1 protein-coding gene is annotated in these 377 nt (G+C 58.1%); it reads right to left on the bottom strand.

Annotation, left to right across the window (positions count from 1 at the left end):
• The coding region (locus tag AAC147_RS09575; RefSeq protein ID WP_047686434.1) for a TIGR03756 family integrating conjugative element protein at nt 1–377 on the bottom strand (377 nt) is incomplete at both ends.

Raw genomic sequence — 377 nt, 5'->3', positions numbered from 1 at the left:
ACCGATTCAGGTGGCCAGTAGCCATCAGTACGCGTGCCTTTCAGCGTCTGATAAACATGGGGCTGCCCGGCACGGGTGATGATATCCGCCACCCGCTGTGCCACCACGGCAGACGCCTTGTCATCATCGGTCTGATTGACAAAACCTGAGCGCGGGTAAATAGTGCCCCACAGGTTCGCGGCCATTTGGCTGCCCAGCTCCCGCTGACCGAGGATCAGGGCTTCCGGATAGAACGATTCCGGCAAACCAGTACGCCACGCAACGGTATCGAGTGTACTCAAAAAATAAGGCACTAACGGCGTGGCAGCACTGCGGCAGGAATAACCGGGGATTTGTCCGCCAATCAGACTGGTCGCAGGATGCCCAATAGCATCCGC

This window comes from Xenorhabdus sp. NBAII XenSa04, from assembly GCF_963866145.1.
GTDB classification, from domain to species: domain Bacteria; phylum Pseudomonadota; class Gammaproteobacteria; order Enterobacterales; family Enterobacteriaceae; genus Xenorhabdus; species Xenorhabdus indica.
Note: the sequence above shows the minus strand (reverse complement) of the source record. Positions and strands in the feature narration are given on the sequence as shown.